Origin of the sequence: Neobacillus citreus (assembly GCF_018343545.2) — a bacterium.
GTDB lineage: Bacteria > Bacillota > Bacilli > Bacillales > Cytobacillaceae > Neobacillus > Neobacillus citreus.
In genome coordinates this window covers 16,348-32,890 of sequence record NZ_JAGYPE020000014.1, presented here as the reverse complement: position 1 = coordinate 32,890, position 16,543 = coordinate 16,348, and the positions used below count along the sequence as shown (strand labels likewise).

At 38.3% G+C, this 16,543-nt stretch carries 17 protein-coding genes, 1 tRNA gene and 3 pseudogenes; 9 read left to right on the top strand and 12 right to left on the bottom strand.

Going from position 1 to position 16,543, the window contains the following annotated elements:
* Window positions 1-33 precede the first annotated feature (33 nt).
* Window positions 34-705 carry a B3/B4 domain-containing protein gene (locus KHB02_RS10290; RefSeq protein WP_213141179.1) on the top strand — a complete coding sequence of 224 codons (672 nt, stop codon included), beginning with the start codon at window positions 34-36 and terminating at the stop codon, window positions 703-705.
* 63 nt (window positions 706-768) lie between these two features.
* On the opposite strand, the gene KHB02_RS10285 is transcribed toward KHB02_RS10290, so the two are convergent.
* Window positions 769-842: transfer RNA gene (locus tag KHB02_RS10285), tRNA-Gly, on the bottom strand.
* Window positions 843-1,101: 259 nt separating this feature from the next.
* Here KHB02_RS10285 and KHB02_RS10280 point away from each other — a divergent pair.
* Window positions 1,102-2,064, top strand: a complete 963-nt coding sequence (locus KHB02_RS10280) for an NAD(P)H-dependent glycerol-3-phosphate dehydrogenase (RefSeq protein ID WP_213141180.1) — start codon at window positions 1,102-1,104, stop codon at window positions 2,062-2,064.
* Window positions 2,065-2,204: 140 nt separating this feature from the next.
* Here KHB02_RS10280 and KHB02_RS10275 read toward each other — a convergent pair whose 3' ends face one another.
* From KHB02_RS10275 to KHB02_RS10260, 4 genes and pseudogenes are all read right to left on the bottom strand, one after another.
* Window positions 2,205-3,137, bottom strand: a complete 933-nt coding sequence (locus KHB02_RS10275) for an alpha/beta hydrolase (protein WP_241113800.1) — start codon at window positions 3,135-3,137, stop codon at window positions 2,205-2,207.
* Window positions 3,138-3,631: 494 nt separating this feature from the next.
* Window positions 3,632-3,873, bottom strand: a pseudogene (locus KHB02_RS10270) (FAD-binding protein); the annotation flags it as partial.
* 81 nt (window positions 3,874-3,954) lie between these two features.
* Entirely contained in the window at window positions 3,955-4,332 is a 378-nt protein-coding gene (locus tag KHB02_RS10265; protein WP_213141182.1) for a PaaI family thioesterase, read from the bottom strand.
* Window positions 4,333-4,664: 332 nt separating this feature from the next.
* Entirely contained in the window at window positions 4,665-5,042 is a 378-nt protein-coding gene (locus KHB02_RS10260; protein ID WP_213141183.1) for a RidA family protein, read from the bottom strand.
* Window positions 5,043-5,364: 322 nt separating this feature from the next.
* Between KHB02_RS10260 and KHB02_RS10255 the strand changes: the two genes are divergently transcribed.
* Entirely contained in the window at window positions 5,365-6,321 is a 957-nt protein-coding gene (locus KHB02_RS10255) for an EamA family transporter (RefSeq protein ID WP_213141184.1), read from the top strand.
* A 113-nt stretch (window positions 6,322-6,434) separates the two neighbouring features.
* Window positions 6,435-6,581: a hypothetical protein gene (locus KHB02_RS10250; protein WP_213141185.1), complete on the top strand. Its 147-nt coding sequence runs from the start codon at window positions 6,435-6,437 to the stop codon at window positions 6,579-6,581.
* 87 nt (window positions 6,582-6,668) lie between these two features.
* Here the strand turns inward: KHB02_RS10250 and KHB02_RS10245 are convergent, their stop codons facing one another.
* The gene (locus KHB02_RS10245; protein WP_241113799.1) at window positions 6,669-6,818 is read right to left on the bottom strand and encodes a hypothetical protein; all 150 of its coding nucleotides are present in this window, start codon (window positions 6,816-6,818) and stop codon (window positions 6,669-6,671) included.
* Between the two features lie 36 nt (window positions 6,819-6,854).
* Here KHB02_RS10245 and KHB02_RS10240 point away from each other — a divergent pair, with 36 nt between their 5' ends.
* Both KHB02_RS10240 and KHB02_RS10235 read left to right on the top strand, forming a co-directional pair.
* Window positions 6,855-6,977: a YjcZ family sporulation protein gene (locus KHB02_RS10240; protein ID WP_213141186.1), complete on the top strand. Its 123-nt coding sequence runs from the start codon at window positions 6,855-6,857 to the stop codon at window positions 6,975-6,977.
* A gap of 38 nt (window positions 6,978-7,015) precedes the next feature.
* Window positions 7,016-7,129 (top strand): YjcZ family sporulation protein, encoded by a 114-nt coding sequence (locus KHB02_RS10235; RefSeq protein WP_213141187.1) that lies wholly within the window; start codon window positions 7,016-7,018, stop codon window positions 7,127-7,129.
* Between the two features lie 180 nt (window positions 7,130-7,309).
* Here KHB02_RS10235 and KHB02_RS10230 read toward each other — a convergent pair.
* A pseudogene (locus KHB02_RS10230) lies at window positions 7,310-7,594 on the bottom strand (LutC/YkgG family protein); the annotation flags it as partial.
* A 6-nt stretch (window positions 7,595-7,600) separates the two neighbouring features.
* Between KHB02_RS10230 and KHB02_RS10225 the strand changes: the two are divergent.
* Window positions 7,601-8,393: pseudogene (locus KHB02_RS10225) on the top strand (L-lactate permease); the annotation flags it as partial.
* 140 nt (window positions 8,394-8,533) lie between these two features.
* On the top strand, window positions 8,534-9,691 hold the full coding sequence (locus KHB02_RS10220) for a pyridoxal-phosphate-dependent aminotransferase family protein (protein WP_213141188.1): 1,158 nt from the start codon (window positions 8,534-8,536) through the stop codon (window positions 9,689-9,691).
* Window positions 9,692-9,884: 193 nt separating this feature from the next.
* On the opposite strand, the gene KHB02_RS10215 is transcribed toward KHB02_RS10220, so the two are convergent.
* The 4 genes from KHB02_RS10215 to KHB02_RS10200 form a co-directional block, all read right to left on the bottom strand.
* Window positions 9,885-10,514 carry a class I SAM-dependent methyltransferase gene (locus KHB02_RS10215; protein WP_213141189.1) on the bottom strand — a complete coding sequence of 210 codons (630 nt, stop codon included), beginning with the start codon at window positions 10,512-10,514 and terminating at the stop codon, window positions 9,885-9,887.
* A 193-nt stretch (window positions 10,515-10,707) separates the two neighbouring features.
* Window positions 10,708-11,877 (bottom strand): M20 aminoacylase family protein, encoded by a 1,170-nt coding sequence (locus KHB02_RS10210; RefSeq protein ID WP_213141190.1) that lies wholly within the window; start codon window positions 11,875-11,877, stop codon window positions 10,708-10,710.
* Window positions 11,878-11,916: 39 nt separating this feature from the next.
* Window positions 11,917-13,167 carry a diaminopropionate ammonia-lyase gene (gene dpaL / locus KHB02_RS10205; RefSeq protein WP_213141191.1) on the bottom strand — a complete coding sequence of 417 codons (1,251 nt, stop codon included), beginning with the start codon at window positions 13,165-13,167 and terminating at the stop codon, window positions 11,917-11,919.
* Window positions 13,160-14,422: a Zn-dependent hydrolase gene (locus KHB02_RS10200; RefSeq protein WP_213141192.1), complete on the bottom strand. Its 1,263-nt coding sequence runs from the start codon at window positions 14,420-14,422 to the stop codon at window positions 13,160-13,162. Before KHB02_RS10200 ends, dpaL begins: the two co-directional genes overlap by 8 nt.
* A 181-nt stretch (window positions 14,423-14,603) precedes the next feature.
* Here KHB02_RS10200 and KHB02_RS10195 point away from each other — a divergent pair, with 181 nt between their 5' ends.
* Complete coding sequence (locus KHB02_RS10195) at window positions 14,604-15,503, top strand: AraC family transcriptional regulator (RefSeq protein ID WP_213141193.1); 900 nt, start codon at window positions 14,604-14,606, stop codon at window positions 15,501-15,503.
* A gap of 66 nt (window positions 15,504-15,569) precedes the next feature.
* Here KHB02_RS10195 and KHB02_RS10190 read toward each other — a convergent pair whose 3' ends face one another.
* Window positions 15,570-16,463 carry a DMT family transporter gene (locus KHB02_RS10190; RefSeq protein ID WP_213141339.1) on the bottom strand — a complete coding sequence of 298 codons (894 nt, stop codon included), beginning with the start codon at window positions 16,461-16,463 and terminating at the stop codon, window positions 15,570-15,572.
* Window positions 16,464-16,543 lie beyond the last annotated feature (80 nt).

The window sequence follows — 16,543 nt, the reverse complement described above, 5'->3', positions numbered from 1 at the left end:
AACTATTTTAAGGAAATTTTGGAGGTGGAAACGTTGGAAATTCAGGTTTCAACAGAGTTAACAGAACTGATACCCAATTTTAAAGTCGGGGTAATCGAATATAGCAATATAACAGTAGGCGAATCACCACAGATGTTAAAGGGGCGGCTTCAGCTTTTTCAGGAATCGATTTTCTTTGAGTTGGAAGAAAAAAATGTCACTGACCTTCCCGGAATCCAGGAATGGCGGAATGTTTTTAAGAAGACTGGGAAGGATCCGAACCGTTATCGCCATTCGGCAGAAGCTTTGTTCAGGAGAGTAAAAAAGCAAAATTACTTTGCGTCCGGTCAGAGTGCGGTTGATTTATATAATTTTTTCTCACTGCAATATCAAGTGCCGATTGGTCTTTATGATAGGGATTTATTGGAGGAACCAGTTGAAATTCGTATTGGAAGAGCGGGCGAGGAATATATAGGATTAAACGGCAGAAGCAATTCTCTCGAGCGGCTTATTTTAACATCTGATGCAAACGGACCGTTTGGAAGTCCTTTTGTCGATTCTGAGAGAAGCGCAGTCACCACTGCAACTAAAAATGCTTTGCAAATCATTTACCTAAGACCATCAACAGATATGGAAAACGCCAAAAAGCTGACGGAGTCCTTAATGAACATGTTTGTCCAAATCCATGGCGGAGAAGCTTTCTATCGGATTCTTGGGAATTCTTGAGAAAAAAATAAAACGCAGCGCAACGTTCTTTGCGAAACGGTACACTGCGTTGGCTACTATGTATGGAGCGGGTGATGAGAATCGAACTCACAACAACAGCTTGGAAGGCTGTGGTTTTACCACTAAACTACACCCGCATATCAAAAGTGTGAAATATTTATTAACAAATCCGACCTTTATAATATTACATATTTCACAAACTATCGTCAAGAGAAAAACACGAATTTTGTCGAATTTTTTCAAAGGTGATGAAAAGACTCTGCTTAGCCAGTGCTAGGCGATTCAAATCTTGCATTCGCATGGGCTTTGAGATGATGAAGAGTAATGATGTTTCAAGAGATAGAAGGGCAATTTTAAAAGAGAAGATGATGAATTTAAAAAAATGAGGGTGAAATATTGAATATTTCAGTTTTAGGTTGTGGACGTTGGGGGACCTTTTTGGCTTGGTATGCTAATAAAGTTGGACACAATGTTATGTTATGGGGGAGAGAAAGCTCCAGAAATTTTATAGGATTAAAAGAAACTCGAAGAAATGATTATCTTTCTTTACCAGAAGATGTAGAACTAACTAATTCATTAGAAAAAGCAATATCATTTGCAGAAATCATAATTATTTCCATTAGTGCACAAGAATTACGTTCATTTGCAAATCAATTAAGTACATTAAATACAATACAAGGTAAAACATTTATTTTATGTATGAAGGGGTTAGAAGCTAATAGTGGAAAAAGACTTTCCCAAGTATTTGGAGAAGAGGTTGGAAGAAATGTAAATACTGCAGTATGGGTTGGACCTGGGCACGTACAAGATTTCGTGAGTAATATACCAAACTGTATGGTGATCGGTTCTGACAATATTGAAGTAACCAAAAAAATTGTCCAAGAGTTAAATAGTGATTTAATTAGGTTCTACTATGGGCAAGACCTTATTGGGAATGAGATTGGCGCTGCAGCAAAAAATGTGATGGGTATAGCAGCAGGAATGTTAGATGGGTTAAATTATAGCAGTTTAAAAGGTTCACTTATGGCAAGGGGAACAAGGGAAATCTCTCGGCTTGTTAGAGCAATGGGAGGAAATGATGTAACTGTATATGGATTAAGTCATCTCGGAGATTTTGAAGCAACGTTATTTTCTGAACATAGTCATAATAGAAAATTCGGTCAGTCATTAGTAGAAGGAAAAGAGTTTGGAAAATTAGCAGAAGGTGTTGCAACTGTAAAGGCATTGATGGAATTATCCAAGCAGTATGACGCTCAACTCCCAATTTGTAATGCGTTATTTGAGATCATATTTGAGAATAAAAATGCAGAAGAAACATTAAAAGATTTATTTTTAAGACCTGTAAAATTTGAGTTTTAGAGGATGGGAAATGGCTCAGTATAGTTAAACTGAGCCATTTCTTTTAGTACAAAACACGGTACAAATTGTTTACATATTCGGCTGTATTTTCAGGTTTTTTTGCGATAGGGAATGGAACCCGTTACTAAATGGTGGACTTTTTAAATATGTTTATGAATCCAATTCACAACATCCTTATAAACTTCGTCCCTATTGAGCTCATTCAGGAGTTCATGGCGGGCATCTTCGTATAATTTATAGCTTACATCAGCCATCCCTGCCTGTTTATATGTTTGATAAGTTTTGATGACACCTTTTGAATTCGCGCCTACCGGGTCATTACTTCCGGAAATAAGGAAAATTGGCAGCCACGACGGAACAGACCTAATGTTTTCGGGTTTATTGATAGTTTCCAAGCCGAGAAGCAGATCATGGAAAAAGCCGCTTGAAAAAACACCGCCGCAATACGGATCAGCCAAATATAGATCAACCTCCTGTTCATCCCTGCTTAACCAATCAAACTCAGTCCTGGCTGGACGAAACGCTTTATTGTAGCTTCCGAAGGTTAAATTATTCATCAAAGGGCTAGGCGCCCTATCGCCTTTCGTCCTTTTCTCCCTAGAAGCAACCATTTTGCCGATTTTCCCAAGAAGACCTGGGTCACCGCCTGTGCCGGAAAGAATCACACCAGCAAGTCTATCCCCAAATATTTGAATATAGCGTCTTGATAGAAAAGAGCCCATACTATGCCCGAATAAAAAAATCGGCACATCAGGATTTTCTTTTTCGATAATGGTTGTCAGGGTTTGCATATCTTGAACAACCTTTTCGAACCCCTGCTCTTTGGCAAAATATCCGATACTGTTTGTCTTATTACCGGTTCTGCCATGGCCGCGGTGATCGTTTCCGTAGACAAATATATTGTTGGAAACCAATTCCCTTGCAAACCTGTTGTAACGCATAATATGCTCGGCCATACCATGTGCCAGCTGCACAATGGCACGAGGCTTATCCTCGCTCCCCTTCACCCACTTGCTTGCAAAGATTTCCACGCCATCAGTTGATTGAAAAGAAAAACCTGTCTGCACAGCCACCACAACCACTTCCATTCTTACAATAATGATAAAAAAAGAGACCCACCCAATTACAGCATAGCAATTGTGTGAATCTCCAGTTCTCCGACACTTTGATTAACTTAACAAGAATATATAAGAGGATTTAAAGTTTGTCAACGCTTTCTTTAATTTAACATGCAATCGTCAATTCAGTTATATGAACCAGCTCCACGTTATATAAAGAGTCTATTTCTTTAATTTCGCAATAACCGGAAGTATACCTGTAGATAATCTCATAATCTTTTCCCTTGTATCTAACATGCGTATTTTGATTCAATAGACTCACCTCAATAATATTTATTAATTTAGTTATATAACTTTTTTAGAGAAGAAACTATAAGCCATTTTTACAAATTTTTTAATGCAGCTATTACTTTTGTAGTATTTTTGGTGAAAAATAATTGAACATCTCGTTGTTCATGCAAAAAAACGACTCTACTTTTCAGTAAAGACGTTCCTATCCTTCTATTAATCTATTTCAATTCTGCAGCAATGGATCTTCCCGCAACACGGCCAGTGAACAGACACCCACCCAAAAAAGTCCCTTCAAGGGCACGATAGCCGTGGACACCACCACCGCCGAATCCGGATACCTCACATATAGGCCGGGAACAGGATTGCCCAATTCATTCAATACCCTTCCTGATAAATCCGTCTGCAAGCCTCCAAGTGTTTTCCGGCTGACGATATTCAAACGGACGGCAATAAGCGGGCCGTAACAAAAATACTATAATTAAATGATTCTAATTTATATAAGAGCCTATATTGTTTTGGAGACCCGTTAGCCACATCAAGCTTATTTTAGGTTTGTTCGAAATAGGATTGCTCTAGATTTAGCTACAATTTCTTGTTTATCATTATAAATTGAACACTCAGTGTGAATTAAAGTTTTCCCCTGTTTTTCGATTTTGGCATTTGCCATCAAGTATGTACCAGTGGCGGGTTTCATAAAGGAAACATTTAAATCAACGGTGACAGCTTGTTGTATCCCGTCTTCAGTTGCTGGTATCAAGTTTGATACGGCTACATCAGCCAAAGAAGAAATGATACCACCATGTATAACCCCTGCACTATTAATGAATAGATCCTGAACCGGCAATATGATTTGCAAATTATTATCAATCTTTTCGTATTTCAAACCTAAAAATTCGTCAAATGGTTGTCTTATAAACATCTGGTACACCTCTTGAATTAAACTGAATGTTGGTTTCACTGTGTTTGAAAAATAACCGGAAAAATTCCGCTTAAATTGGGAAATACCCGTATTCCCCTAAAAATAAAGGAAGTTTTTCCGGTTATTTTATACTAATCTTTGGATTTTGTCTTTTTTGGAGTAGTTAACCGGAATTTCTCCGCTTATATCTCCTTCTTAAGCCTCCACTATATACATTAGCCGGAAATTCTCCGCCTATAAATCTCATACCTACACGAAAACCAAAAATGAATAATAACGGGTCATTTTTAAAAAAATACACACTTGATAACACACTTTTAACTCTAGAAATTTTATCTTCTAGCTATCATCTCGATTTCAATTTGTGCACCAAGAGGCAGGGCTGACACACCTATAGTTGTACGAGCTGGATACGGCTCAGAAAATTGTTTAGAATAAACTTCATTCATTGCTGTGAAATTATTCATATCCGTTAAGAAGACATTCACTTTTTCAACATGATCTGGAGTTAAACCTGCTGCTTCCAATACATTGAATAGATTTCTAAAACACTGATTTGTCTGTTCAATAATATCTCCTTCTACAAGCTTTCCAGTCTGTGAGTCTACTGGGGTTTGCCCAGATAAAAATATTAAATCTCCTGCTTCAATTGCATGTGAGTACGGACCAACAGCAACCGCTCCAGATGCACTAAAAGCCTTTCTTGACATACAAAACTCCTCCTTTAGATAAAAAGAAAAAAATAAGTATATGAAGAAATTGTAAGTTATATGGAAGATATAAGCAATAAAACCGTCCTTCCAAGCAATGTCTGCAAATGCCCATTTGGCATTATAAAAAAGTGTTAAAAACAACCTCAACCTTTTTAAACAATAGTTTCCATAATAAACAAACGTTTGTAAACTATTTAGTTATATACTATACTTTTAAAAAGTAATCTTATAGATTACAAAAATAGTAAATCTTTGCTTTATATTGTAGTTTTGATTTTTTTGCCTTAAAAAGATAAAAAAATATTGCAGGAGGTAGAATATGAGGAAGTATCTGTACCCTCTCTTAGTTATAATAGCCGCGAGTAGTTATGGTGTAGTTTCAACAATTATAAAACTGGCAATGAACAGTGGTTTCTCAGCCTCGGAAGCTGTTACAAGTCAATTCTTTATCGGTTTTTGCATTGCTGTGAGTATTTATTTCCTGACAAGCAGAACAAAAATAAGCTTTAAAGGTATTAAAATGCTAATCTTTGCAGGCATTTTAACCGGTTTTACAAATATTGTATATGGACATTCTCTGAACTATTTACCAGCTTCTTTGGCTGTTGTTCTCCTATTTCAATTTACATGGATCGGTATGCTGATTTCCTGTATAACAAAGCGTCAACTACCTACTCGAATTGAATTTATTTCAATACTATTATTGGTTTTGGGGACCATACCGGCAGCCGGTTTAATTGATGTTGATTTAACGAAAATACCTTTACAAGGGTGGATATGGGGGTTAGCGGCAGCCTTTTGTTATTCACTATTTTTATATGTAAACGGCCGGGCAACCGCAAGGATGAATACCTCTGGCCGTTTGGTGTTTGTTTCTTTCTTTGCTTTTATGATGTCTGCTGCATTTCAATCTCCAGAGATTATTTGGAATGGTACTTTGTTTAACGAAGGACTTTGGATTTATGGTTTGGCATTAGGGTTATTTGGCATGATTATTCCGGTGTTTTTATTTACTATTGCCGTTCCTAAAGTTGGATTAGGCATGACATCCATTTTGAGTGCTATTGAATTGCCAATTGCGGTAATGGTGTCCGTTATATTACTAAGCGAAACTGTCAGCACGATACAGGTAGCGGGGATCGTAATAATCCTTCTTGGTATAAGTTTACCAACCATGTTAACTGGAAAATTATTGTTAATGAAAAATAAAATTGCAAAACAAAAAGCAAAAAATAAATCCTACATGACTGGTGAATTAAAAAAACACATTAGTTAAGGTAAATCGATAATTTTATTTCAGCACCGCCTCGTTAAAAAGTTAAGATATGCTCCAAACCATTTTTATTATCAAGGGAAAAGTTGGACATATTATCCCTAGGAGGTGATAAGGTGGCTGACAATAAGAAAACTTCCAAACACCTAGAAAGAGACAGTAAATTAGATCGATACGAAAACGACGATCGACATAATGATAATGCTAGGACAGCAACAGCTTTTGAACCAGTAATCCCAAGAATTGATACAGAAAATCTTTAACAGTAAGTTTCAAACATTTGAAATGGCATACCGTATAGCAAACTAATACTACACCTATCAACGCTTGGCTCTAAACCCAAGCGTTATTCACTCCCCAGTTAATCCAATATTGATCCATGTTTCTGCCAAAACATGGACAACCACGACCATAAACTTCGCTAAAACAATCTTTCCCTCTCTTAATAACAATTTCAAAAAAATGGATGAAAGCCTTTCCCGCTTTTTTATTTTCAACATACCTTATTACTACCGAAAAGTAAGGGAGGTATTAGGATGGCTGATGGTGCAGGATACGGCGGAGGTTTTGCGCTGATTGTGGTATTGTTTATCCTTTTAATTATCGTCGGTGCTTCTTTTGTCGGCGGATACGGAGGCTATGGCGGCTTTTATTACTAAGTCCGTTTATTAACTTCAATGAAAGGTGGGATATTATAATGTTCTACGGTGGATATGGCTATGGCGGCTATGGATACGGCGGCGGCAGCTTTGTTTTAATCGTTGTATTGTTCATTCTTTTAATCATTGTTGGCGCATCTTGCTTTTATTAATTAGATTAGAACCCCCAAAAATTTAGGGTTTTCTAAAAATACAAAAGGTCAACTCTTCGGACGAATCGAAGGAGTTGACCTTTTGTTTGCTATTTTATTTTGTCAAATAGACATTTGCACCTTTTACATAGAAAACAAAAAGGAGCCGTATCCATCTAAGGAACGACCCCTCATCAAAAATTATAAATCATTAATCACAATATAAGTAGCCTTTATCGGACCATGTACGTCGACAACCAGATTCAACTCAATATCGGCCGAGTTACTTGGGCCAGAAATAAAATTGATGCAGGACGCCACATGTCCGGTTTCTTGATAAATCTCCCGCATTTTCACTGCAGCCTGCGTCATCCTTGGAACAAGGCTGCTCTTCGGAATCAGCATAATCGATGTTGCCGGCAAAAAGCTAACCGTTCTTCCCTTATCTTTATCGCTAAACAAAACAACTGTACCAGGTTCAGCAAGAATTCTGGTGCGCAAATTTTCAAGGCATGGTCTCCATTCCTTGTGCTGACGGCAATCATTTCGATTTGGGGAATCCCAACTGCAAAGCTGACACTTACTGGGCATTATGAAAGTGCAAATACATTTCTGAAGCCATTAACGCTATTGGATCCAAGCTGACATTTATGCCTGAAGTGCCGTTTTTAAATAATAAAATCATCAATACTGCAGGGGCCCCAGTTGCTGCTGATTACAAGCTGGAAATTCTCGGGGCAGCAGGAACGGCCATTTTAATAGCAGCTATTCTTACTAAATTTATTGTTGGAATCTCATGGTAAAACTGGATTCTAACATTCGGTGAAACTTTAAATGAATTAAAGTATCCAATTCTGACAATTGCTTCTGTTGTCGGATTTGCCTATATTACTAATGCATCCGGAATGACCACAACTCTAGGAATGACTTTGGCCAAAACTGGATCGGTTTTATTCCCTTTCTTCTCACCATTCCTTGGCTGGCTGGGAGTGTTTATAACAGGTTCGGATACATCAGCCAACTTGCTGTTTGGGAATCTGCACAAGATTACAGCTACTTCTATTGGAATGGACCCTGTGCTTGCACTTGCCGCGAATTCGTCCGGGGGAGTAACCGGTAAAATGATATCGCCGCAATCAATAGCAGTTGCCTGTGCAGCTGTTGGACTAGCCGGAAAAGAATCAGATTTGTTCCGTTTTACAATCAAACATAGTATTTTCCTAGTCGTTATTATTGGAATCATCGTTTGGCTGCAAATTCAGTTCTATCCTTTATGATTCCTTAAATATTGAAAATGCTCGAAAGGCTCTACCCTTATAGAAAGCAGCCTTTCAAGCATTTTCAAAAGAAAAAGACTTTCATATTTGCTTTATTTTAATTGGAGTACTATTAATATTTATATAAGGTTATATTGGAGGAAAATGTATGTATTCAAATATTTTAAGACATCCTGGACCAACTCCTATTCCGAAGAAAGTACAGCTTGCGATGAGCCAAGATATGATGAGCCACCGCAGTGAAGAATTTGTACAGCTATATCGGGAAACAACAAAACGTGTGAAGCCTGTTTTTGGAACAAAGCAGGATATTTTACTCATCCCATCGGGTGGTGCCGCGGCATTAGAAGCTGCAGCTGTAAATACTGTCTCTACTGGTGAAGAAGTGGTTGTTATTACCGTCGGCGCTTTTGGAAATTATTTCGTCTCTATTTGTGAAAAATTTGGCTTTCATGTACATAAGCTGGAAAAACCTTGGGGTGAAGCTTGTACACCGGAAGAACTTGCTGAGTTTCTAAAGCCTCTATCCAATATTAAAGCTGTCTTCGCTACTTATAACGAAACTTCTACGGGGATTTTAAACCCAATTGACAAATTAGCAAAGATTGTACGTTCCCGAACTGACGCGCTATTTATTGTTGATGGCGTCAGCTGTATTGGCGGAGCACCTGCGGAAATGGATCAATGGGGTGTTGATATTTTAGTAACAGGGTCACAAAAAGCAATGATGCTGCCTCCTGGGCTCGCTTTTTTAAGTATTAGTGACCGTGCATGGAAAGTAATTGAAGAGAATCATACACCTTCATATTACTTAAATTTATTGAGCTATCGTGAATGGGCAGAGAAAGGGATGACACCTAATACGCCTGCTGTTTCATTAATTTACGGTCTTTCTGCTGTATGTGATTTGATTGAGGAGGAAGGCGGATTTGTGCAAACAGTGGCACGGCATGAACTTATGAAAAACATGGTTCGCGAATCTATGAAGGCTCTATCTATTGGCTTGTTGACGTCCGATGAGTATGCTTCGCCGACGATTACAGCTATTCTTACTCCAGAAGGATTGGATCTCGGGACATTTTTAGGCCATCTGAAGAAGAAATACCATCTTGATTTTGCTGGAGGGCTTGGTCACCTGCAAGGTAAGCTGTTCCGATTTGGGCATATGGGTTACTGTTTCCCAAGCGATATTCTTCAGGCGGTTTCTCTATTGGAAGCAGGATTGCAGGATTTCAACTACACCTTTGAACCAGGCGCTGGAGTTATTGCTGCACAAAAAGTGTTCTTGGCCGCCAATTTGAAATAAAAGTTGAATAAAATTAAATTTAGCCTTGTCAGAAAAAACAGTCAAGCATATCTTAATGTATGCCATAGCTTTACAAGCATATGAATTACCTACCCATTAAGAAGGAAGTCTCCGCCCAAGACTTCCTTCTTTTATATTTTTCCTAAGGAAATTTTTTCACTTTGTCTTCTAAAAATAAAATATCTTGCTCTAATTATAGTCCTTTTTGACATTTGACCATTAAAAATTTAAATGGTGGTTTATTTCCCATATTTTTATGCGGCTCAACAACTTCCGAAATTTCTATCAGTCCATATTTTCCAAACTCTTGTTTGACCGAGTCAGCATCATAAAAAAACATTTTTACCCCATCTTTTGTCTCGAAATAGTCTTTACCTAGTTGTTGACCCTTTCCATACATGGGGGCTTCTTTGGAAATCGTCGTAAAAATCATATATGCGTTTGGCTTTAACTGATTATAGCAATCATTAATAAACTTCTCTCTCTCACTTTGATTCAATAAGTGAATAAGGGCATAACAAAATATACCATCATAAAGTTTGTTATCAAAAGGCATATCAGTTACTGATCCATGAAAAATACTAAAATGAAGCCCATTTTGCCTTGCCAAATCAATCGCTGTTTTTGAAATTTCAATACCTGTTACATTTATTCCGTTATCAATAAAAACCTTTGCATTCCTGCCATATCCAATACCAGGAATCAATATATCCTTCACTTCCTTTTCAAGGAAGAAGTCCTTTGTCACGATGGCGGAGTCTGCAGGTTCAAATCCCCACATCATTTGATTTTCTATAAAACTTGATTCCCAAAATTCTGTCATACCTCAGGTCTCCTTTACAAACATTGACCATTCATATATTCTCGAAATTATATCAAATTTCAACATTAATTTAAAATATAGCCAATTCAATATGGCCAATGCCTAATTTTATTGATTTGGAACTCCTGAGGGATTTCAAAAAATGCCAAAGGGCAACTCTCCGGACCATTCCGTGAAGTTGACCTTTTGTTTGCTATTTTACTTTTGGCAAGCGGACTTTAATTAACTCTGCAAAATATTCGGCTCCAATTGTAAGGATCTTATCATTGAAGTCATAGCTTGAGTTATGAAGTGGAATATTGCCGACACCTTCAGAATCGTCACCATTTCCTATGAATACAAAGCAGCCAGAAATCTTCTGTATAAACGCCCCAAAGTCTTCGGAAGCCATCCACGGTTGACAATTTCCATCCACATTATTTTCGCCGACTACGTTTCGGGCTGCTTTTACGGCAATATCAACACACTCTGCCCAGTTAACCGTTGGTGCGAATTCATGGGTATATTCAAATTGACATTCTGCCCCATTTATTTTGCAAATTCCTTCACTTATAGTTCTCATCCGTTCTTCTAGCAGCTTTTGTACCTCTGGAGTATAGCTTCTAGTATCTCCTTTAATGACTACATTTGTTGGGATCGCATTGCGAATCCCATCTGTTATAAATTCAGTACACGAAATGACAGCAGGAACATTCGGGTTCATATTACGGGATATAATGGTTTGCAAAGCAAGCACAATTTCAGACGCAATGACGATTGGATCTTTACCCATATGCGGACTCGAAGCATGTGAGCCTTGTCCCTTAATACGGATGACAAAGTTATCCTCACTTGCCATAATTCCGCCCACACGTGTTGAAATGGAACCCACAGGCATGCCTGGCATATTGTGCATGCCATAAATCTCATCTACTGGAAAACGTTCAAAAAGTCCATCATCCATCATGGCAAAAGCGCCTTTGCCAATTTCCTCCGCAGGTTGAAAAATAAACCGAACTGTCCCGTTAAAATTTTTGCGCTCCGTTAATAACTTGGCTGCCCCCAAAACTGTAGCCATATGCCCATCATGGCCACACGCATGCATTTTACCCGGGTTCTGGGATTTGTATGGAGGTTCAACCGCCTCCGTTAGGTTTAAAGCATCCATATCTGCTCGAATCCCAATAGTACCTTTACCATCGCCCACTGTAAGATTGGCAACAATTCCAGTGCCACCAATATTTCTGTGAACCTCTAATCCCATACCTGTTAAGACTTCAGCTAGAAATTCAGAAGTATTTCTTTCTTCAAAGGCGCTTTCTGGATGCGCATGAAGATAGTGCCTCCATTCCGTAAGCTGCTTTTCAAAATTCCCACCCGCCATATTCAAATCACCCTCTCAGAAACTATTATTTTAAAATGATTATTCAGATGGATAGGCCCCATCCCATACTACTTTTCTATAATGATCTGGATCCGTGTCACCTTCTGTGCTGATAATAAGAATTTTCGAATTTTTATTCAGGTTCAATGTTTCTTTCATTTCATTGAGCGCTACGTGATCAGCCATTAGACTAACTAACCCCATACCAACTGCACCAGATTCACCTGAAACAATTTGAGGGTCACTGCCCAATGGGTTGGCAAGAATTCGCATTCCTCGTGCGGCCACATGATCCGGACATGAGACAAAGATTTCAGCATAATCTTTTAAAACACCCCAAGAAGTGGTACTAGGCTCCCCACACGCTAAACCTGCCATAATCGTATTTAAAGCTCCCGTTACGGAATGTGGCTTTCCATCGCCAACATTGATAGATTGGTATAGACAATCCGCTTTATCTGGTTCGACGATAACGGTAATAGGGCGTTCTTCTCCAAACTTCTCTACTAAATATCCGAGCATACTGCCAGCAAATGACCCGACTCCAGCTTGTAAAAACACATGCGTCGGGCGGTCTTGACCAGCTTCAGCAATCTGTTCCACAGCTTCATCCAGGAGCGTTCCATAGCCCTGCATAATCCAGGTTGGAATCTTTTCATATCCATCCCAGGCCGTATCCTGTACCAAGACCCAGCCATTTTCTTCAGCATTCTGGCTCGCCAGCCTAACTGTATCATCATAGTTAAGATCCGTAATATAGGCTTCTGCTCCTTCTTTTTGGATATTGTTTAATCTAATTTCCGAAGACCCTTTTGGCATTAATACGACTGATTTTTGTCCTAGCTGGTTAGCAGCCCAAGCAATGCCTCTGCCATGATTCCCATCCGTTGCTGTTACAAACGTAATACTCCCGAGTTTCTCTTTCACTTCATTACTTCTTAGTTTTTCAAAAGAAAGCTCGGAAATATCAACGTTTAATTTCTCTGCCAAGTATTTGCCGACAGCATAGGAACCCCCCAATACTTTAAAAGCATTAAGTCCAAATCGATAGGATTCATCCTTCACCCATATATGGCTTACATCTAATTGTTTGGACAACTTATCTAAGCTGTGAAGTGGAGTTACTTTATACTCTGGGAAACTCTTATGAAAATTTCTTACCTTTTCCACTACTTTGGGGTTCATAAATGCTGCAGATGCCTTCTCAGTATCTGTTTTTCTCGCATTTTCATTTAGAATATATTTAATCTCTCCAGGTGCGTTTTTTGTTGTAATTACTTCTTTAACCATTTATAAGTTCCTCCTTTACTGCAAGATTACTAACTACGTCGAGCAAAACATTAGTTCCAGCAACCAAATCGGTATCTTTTGTATACTCCTTAGGATTATGACTAATACCGGCGATACTTGGGACGAAAATCATGGCTGCAGGGCAAATCCGAGCCATCATTTGCGCATCATGTCCAGCTCCGGATGTCATTCGTTTTGATTGGAGTCCGTGTCCGCTAGCAGCTTGCTCAACCAGTTTAACGATACTCTCATCAAATGTTACTTGTTGAAAACGTACCAATTGTTCAGATGTAATGGATACTTCTTCCGATGCCGCCAGTTCTTTGAGATAGTTGGCAAGTGCTTGCTCTTCCTCTCCCAGTCTCTGCTCGTTAGGATCACGCAAATCCACAGTGAAGGTGGCCAATGATGGAATGACATTAACAGCATTTGGCTTAAATTCAATGGTTCCAACCGTTGCAACAGTTTGCCCATTAGAAGCGTTCGCCCGATTGCGTAAATAAGTTATCACCCGTGCTGCGGCAAGTCCTGCATCACGCCGCATATCAGTTGGTGTAGTACCGGCGTGATTGGCAACACCTTCAATCGTAATGCGCTGCCAAGAAATGCCTTGAAGATTCTCAACCGCACCAATTGGAATACCCATTTTATCCAAAATTGGACCTTGTTCGATATGAAGCTCAATGTAAGCGTGTGGCGTTAAAAAGCCAGGCTCCTTCGTACCAGCATAGCCAATACGTTCAAGTTCCTCCCCCAAAATGGTGCCATCCGTACCTACCTGTGCAAGCGCCTCATCTGCTGAGAGCCCGCCAGCATACACAAGAGATCCCATCATGTCCGGCTGATAGCGCACTCCTTCCTCATTGGTAAATGCTGCAACTGCAATTGGACGAGATGGAATTAAACCTGTCTCCTGTAAAGTGTTTATTACTTCAAGCCCAGAAAGAACTCCATAGCATCCATCGTACATCCCTGCATTAATGACTGTGTCGATGTGCGAACCTAGCATAATGGGTGCTTCATTTCTATTTTCGGTACCACACCAGATACCAAAGATATTGCCGATTCTGTCGATTTCAACTTCCAATCCAGCTTCCTTCATCCAAGTGACTAATTGGTCACGGCCAGCCTTATCTGTATCTGAAGAAGCTAATCTTGTTCTTTTGTTATCATCGTCCAGACCAGTTCGGCCAAGTTCTTGTAAGCGGTTAAGTAAACGTTCATTATTGATTGATAGATTTAACTTTGAAATCATGTTCATTTCCCCTTTTCAACATGTAAAGTAGTTCAGAAGCAACTTAAAACATAATGGCACTCAGCTGATTATTGGTAAATCACATTATTAAAATGTAATTATAATGTTATAATAATTAAGAATTTGTACGGAATAATACTAAAATCGAATAGAAAAATATAAATATATTGAGGTGTTAGCTATGCAAATGAAAAACTTCATGATTGACGAAAGTTTAAAAGAGCTAACCAAACACCATACAGTCGTTATGCCAATTGCATGTTATAAAACTACCATTAATCAAAATATCCATGGCTATATCCCTCTACATTGGCATGACGAAATTCAATTTGTGTTAATCGTAAAAGGGGAAGCAATTTTTCAAGTTAATGAAGATTGGATCGTGGTTCGAGAAGGTGATGGACTGTTTATCAATAGTGGATGCCTGCACATGGCACACGAAAAGGATCGCTCGGGTTGTGTCTATATTTGTTTAAATCTTTCACCCTATTTTGTTTTATCACAAGAACTCTATCCTACTTATGTAAAACCTTATATTCAAGCGACTAATTTACCCTACTTATATATAGATGCAAATGAGATTTGGGGAAAAAACATTTTAGATGCCATTTTAGAAATCTATCAATGTATTGAGCAAAAGTCCCAATACTATGAAATAGATATATCAATAAGACTACCATTCATTTGGAAAAACTTAATCGATAATGGTTTTAAACTAGAATTTGTTCAGACAGAAATAGTAAAGAGCCAAAGAATGAAGCAAATGTTAAGCTGGATCCAACAGCATTATACAGAAAAAATTATGTTAGAGGATATTGCAAGGGCAGGTCAGCTGAGCCGTTCTGAATGCTGTCGATATTTCAAGCGATTTCTAAAATGTACACCATTAAATTATGTGATCGATTATCGTATTCAAAAAAGCTTATATCTCCTGCAGCAAGACGATTCTAATATTACGGAAGTTGCCTATCAAGTTGGTTTTAATAGTACGAGTTATTTTATTAATAAATTCAGAGATTCCATGAACATGACTCCATTAGCATACAAGAAAAATAAAATGGCCCAGTTACGTTTGAACTGAGCCATTTTCTTTATTTTAAACTAAAGGTGACGTTACTTTAAGTACACTTCTACACAATTTTTAACTTTATTCAGCCGGTGTTTTCATTAATTGATTTGAACAGTTGGTTGATCTAATTTCACTAACAAATGTAGAGCCTAATAGCAGTACACCACCAAGCATCTGAACAATAGTCATTTGTTCTTGCAGGATAATGGCAGAAATCAATATAGCTACAAATGGATCGACATAACTGAGCATAGCTATACTCTGTCCTTTTAATCCTTCCATACCAGAGAAAAATAACCAAAACCCAATTCCTGTATTGATAATCCCTAAAATTAAAATAAAAGGAATGGATGAGCTTGATACTTCAAAGATACCAAAGCCGGAAGTCAAGAAAACATATGGCATTAGAAGTAAAGTGGTTGTTCCAAGCTGAATGATGGTTAGCTCTAACTTTCCCATATCTTTAATAAATTTATTTAGCAGCAATAACGCAGCATAAAATGCAGCTGCGATTAATCCAAAGGAAAGTCCAAGAAGGTCGTCTGCGCTCGATGCTCTCAGGCCTTCTCCTACAATCATTAACATCCCTATGATCGATACACCAATACACACGATTTTCTTGATGGATAATTGTTCCCGAAGTACAAAGGGAGAAAGAATCATCACAAATACAGGTGCAAAGTAATAACCTAGCGTTGCATTGGCAATTGTCGTATGGTCATATGATTGATAAAGAAAAATCCAATTTCCTCCCAATGCAATACCTGAAAGAATCAAAAATAAAGCATTAGATTTAACTACATTCCATGATATTTTTTTCTTCATCACGAAGAATATTAACAGTAAAAATATGCAGCCTATGAAACTACTTAGTAAAGCCCTTTCGCTCGAAAATAGATCAATGTTTCGAGCAACTAAACCAATTGTACCGAAAATAATCATTGATAATATAAACTGAATTTTAGATTTCATCATCTACTCCTACGAATCCGCGATGAGACTTGCAGCTGTCTGGTGCTTTTTCCATAACATCACTCATAAAAACATCGTTC

Bases quoted from the DNA above. Each gene is read 5' to 3' on its own strand.
- KHB02_RS10265 (WP_213141182.1), bottom strand. From the start codon at position 4,332: ATGTTTATAAGACAACCATTTGACGAATTTTTAGGTTTGAAATACGAA.
- KHB02_RS10260 (WP_213141183.1), bottom strand. From the start codon at position 5,042: ATGTCAAGAAAGGCTTTTAGTGCATCTGGAGCGGTTGCTGTTGGTCCG.
- KHB02_RS10255 (WP_213141184.1), top strand. From the start codon at position 5,365: ATGAGGAAGTATCTGTACCCTCTCTTAGTTATAATAGCCGCGAGTAGT.
- KHB02_RS10245 (WP_241113799.1), bottom strand. From the start codon at position 6,818: ATGTTGAAAATAAAAAAGCGGGAAAGGCTTTCATCCATTTTTTTGAAA.
- KHB02_RS10240 (WP_213141186.1), top strand. From the start codon at position 6,855: ATGGCTGATGGTGCAGGATACGGCGGAGGTTTTGCGCTGATTGTGGTA.
- KHB02_RS10235 (WP_213141187.1), top strand. From the start codon at position 7,016: ATGTTCTACGGTGGATATGGCTATGGCGGCTATGGATACGGCGGCGGC.
- KHB02_RS10220 (WP_213141188.1), top strand. From the start codon at position 8,534: ATGTATTCAAATATTTTAAGACATCCTGGACCAACTCCTATTCCGAAG.
- KHB02_RS10215 (WP_213141189.1), bottom strand. From the start codon at position 10,514: ATGACAGAATTTTGGGAATCAAGTTTTATAGAAAATCAAATGATGTGG.
- KHB02_RS10210 (WP_213141190.1), bottom strand. From the start codon at position 11,877: ATGGCGGGTGGGAATTTTGAAAAGCAGCTTACGGAATGGAGGCACTAT.
- dpaL (WP_213141191.1), bottom strand. From the start codon at position 13,167: ATGGTTAAAGAAGTAATTACAACAAAAAACGCACCTGGAGAGATTAAA.
- KHB02_RS10200 (WP_213141192.1), bottom strand. From the start codon at position 14,422: ATGATTTCAAAGTTAAATCTATCAATCAATAATGAACGTTTACTTAAC.
- KHB02_RS10195 (WP_213141193.1), top strand. From the start codon at position 14,604: ATGCAAATGAAAAACTTCATGATTGACGAAAGTTTAAAAGAGCTAACC.
- KHB02_RS10190 (WP_213141339.1), bottom strand. From the start codon at position 16,463: ATGAAATCTAAAATTCAGTTTATATTATCAATGATTATTTTCGGTACA.